3 protein-coding genes are annotated in these 3,037 nt (G+C 44.0%); 2 read left to right on the forward strand and 1 reads right to left on the reverse strand.

Annotated features, from left to right (window positions below; translation table 11 throughout):
• Positions 1 to 206, forward strand: a 206-nt coding sequence (locus OQV04_RS23970) for an outer membrane protein (RefSeq protein ID WP_332643150.1), incomplete at its 5' end; no start/stop codon positions are given.
• Between the two features lie 66 nt (positions 207 to 272).
• On the opposite strand, the gene rpmE is transcribed toward OQV04_RS23970, so the two are convergent.
• Positions 273 to 488 (reverse strand): 50S ribosomal protein L31, encoded by a 216-nt coding sequence (rpmE, locus tag OQV04_RS23975; RefSeq protein WP_004265313.1) that lies wholly within the window; start codon positions 486 to 488, stop codon positions 273 to 275.
• Positions 489 to 707: 219 nt separating this feature from the next.
• On the opposite strand from rpmE, the gene priA reads away from it, so the two are divergent.
• Entirely contained in the window at positions 708 to 2,906 is a 2,199-nt protein-coding gene (gene priA / locus OQV04_RS23980) for a primosomal protein N' (protein ID WP_272678197.1), read from the forward strand.
• Positions 2,907 to 3,037: the final 131 nt, after the last annotated feature.

The raw sequence follows: 3,037 nt of genomic DNA on the forward strand, positions 1-3,037 counted from the left end.
AATCAAAAACTAATAGTAATTTTGCTTGGAGTTTAGGATTGGGTTCACAGTATGCAATCAATGACAATCTATCATTAGATTTAAGCTACCGCTTCTTAGATGCAGGTAAATCTGAGGTGAGCTCTTACACTGACGGTGCCAAAGATAAATCAAAAGTGAAAGTCAGAAGCAATGACATTATGCTTGGTGTGGTTTACCGCTTCTAACGGTTTATTCTACCCATAAAAAAAGGGAAAATATATTTTCCCTTTTTTTGCATTTCACAAGTTCGATTATTTTTTAGAACCTGGGATGCTGAAACGTTGGTTAAAGCGATCAACACGACCACCAGTCGCAACATCACGCTGTTTACCAGTATAGAACGGGTGGCAATTACCACAAACGTCCAGGTTCAGCGAGTGACCAGCAGTTGAATTAATTTTCATAACATTACCGCAAGAACAAGTTGCAGTAACTTCTTCGTATTTAGGATGAATACCTTTTTTCATGGGAGAACCTCTATTAAGGCCGTGTCGCCATTCCAGCCCTAACGCCGGACACCACACGTCGTGTTGATTGAATTTAATATTATTGGCAAAAATAACTACCAAAGGCGGCGGATCATACAGAAATTCTGTTTATCACGCAATGAAAACCGAGTAAATTTTGTGTTACTCTAGTCCGCTCTTATTATTATCATCGCATAAAAAACAGACGGAAATCCAGCTATGATCGTCGTTCAGGTGGCATTACCTGTTCCTTTAAATCGCACATTTGATTATCGCCTCCCTGATAACATGGCGCTTCCCGTCATTGGGAGCCGTGTCATGGTGCCGTTTGGCAAGCGCCAAGCACTGGGGGTTGTGGTTAAACATAGCGATAAAAGTGAATTTGCTGAAGACAAGCTCAAAGCTATCGAACTGGTTCTTGACCAGCAAACTCTATTTCCTGACGATGTTTGGCAATTATTATTATGGTCTGCCCAATATTACCATTACCCAGTTGGTGAGGTTCTTTTCCACGCCCTACCGACATTACTGCGCCAAGGTAAAGCCGCAGAATTCACCCCTATTTGGCAATGGCAAGTTACTGAGTTAGGCCTTGCGGTTGACCTTAATGAGCTAAAACGTTCACCTAAGCAGCAGCAAGCACTCGCCCTTTTACGTCGCCGGTCTGTGTATCGCCATCAGGTCAATGAACTTGAAATCAGCGAAAGTGCCTTACAAGCCTTAAAAAAGAAAAGCTATATAGAACTACACCCTGTTCAGCCTACCGCGGAAAAATGGCAACCTAACTTTACAATATGTGGCGAAAGGCTACGCCTTAACAGCGAACAGGCCACCGCGGTCGGAGCGATCCGTGCACAAGATGACGAGTTCTCACCATGGCTGCTTGCTGGGATCACAGGTTCCGGTAAAACAGAGGTCTATTTAAGCGTATTAGAAAATGTGCTTTCCCAAGGTAAACAGGCTTTAGTTCTCGTTCCCGAAATTGGCTTAACCCCACAAACCATTAGCCGTTTTCGTGAGCGTTTCAATGCCCCTGTAGATGTTCTACATTCGGGGTTAAATGACAGTGAACGTTTAGCCGTTTGGCTACGAGCTAAACAAGGGCAAAATGCAATTATTATTGGCACTCGTTCTGCCCTATTTACCCCATTTGCCCACTTAGGCATCATCATTATCGATGAAGAGCATGATAGCTCTTATAAGCAACAGGATGGCTGGCGTTACCATGCTCGAGACCTCGCGGTCTTTCGCGCCAAAAAAAATAATATTCCGATTGTGATGGGGACCGCAACACCGTCACTGGAAACCCTTTTTAATGTTCAACAAAATAAGTATCGTCAATTAAACCTCACTATTCGGGCTGGGAATGCTCACCCTGCAGTACAACATCTAATTGACTTAAAAGGCCAACCCTTAAAATATGGCCTATCACACTTACTAATCCAACATATTAAAGAACATTTAGCGAAAAATAATCAGGTGATTTTATTTTTAAATCGTCGGGGCTATTCCCCGGCACTGATTTGCCATGAATGTGGCTGGATTGCCGAGTGCCAACGCTGTGATCATTACTACACCTTACATCAGAATTTTCACCAATTACGTTGTCATCACTGCGACAGCCAACGCCCGATCCCTCGGCAATGCCCACAATGTGGGTCAACCCACTTGGTGCCCGTAGGTATGGGAACAGAGCAACTTGAAGAGGGGATATCGGAGCTTTTCCCTGACACGCCAGTGACCCGTATTGACCGTGATACTACTAGTCGTAAAGGCGAACTTGAGCAACATTTAAACCAAGTTCACGAAGGTGGGGCAAGGGTCCTTATCGGCACGCAAATGTTAGCTAAGGGCCACCATTTTCCAGATGTTACCTTAGTCGCGCTATTAGACGTTGACGGCGCACTATTTTCGAGTGACTTTCGTGCGGCTGAGCGTTTTGCCCAATTATATGTACAAGTTTCAGGCCGTGCGGGTCGAGCTGGTAAGCAAGGGGACGTTTTTTTACAGACTCACCACCCAGAGCACCCTCTGCTACTCAATTTACTTGAAAACGGCTATGACGCTTTCACAAAAGAGGCAATGGAAGAGCGCCGTATCGCCATGTTACCACCTTACACTAACCATATTTTGATCCGCTCCGAAGACCACAATAACCAAGATTCACGCCTTTTTTTGCAAAATGTACGGCAATATATCGCAGAGCACCCGCAAAGTGACGCTAAACTGTGGATTTTAGGGCCATCGCCGTCGATTCAAGCCAAACGAGGTGGACGATTCCGCTGGCAATTATTGCTCCAACACCCTTCACGGTTATATTTGCAGCAATTTATGGCAAAACTACTGCCTGAAATCCTTCAGCAGCCAGAAAGCCGTAAAGTAAAATGGAATGTGGACGTCGACCCGACTGATTGCTAACCTCATTCCTTAAATTAATAATTTGAATACTCATGAACAAAGTATCTCTAGATATCTCTGTGTTTCAACAGCCGATTTTTAGGAATTTCCTCTCAAATTTTTTTTAAATTTGCGAAGCAGCTCTAAAAAAT

This window comes from Escherichia sp. Lx600-2, from assembly GCF_036662595.1.
GTDB lineage: Bacteria > Pseudomonadota > Gammaproteobacteria > Enterobacterales > Enterobacteriaceae > Escherichia > Escherichia coli.

Bases quoted from the DNA above. Each gene is read 5' to 3' on its own strand.
- rpmE (WP_004265313.1), bottom strand. From the start codon at position 488: ATGAAAAAAGGTATTCATCCTAAATACGAAGAAGTTACTGCAACTTGT.
- priA (WP_272678197.1), top strand. From the start codon at position 708: ATGATCGTCGTTCAGGTGGCATTACCTGTTCCTTTAAATCGCACATTT.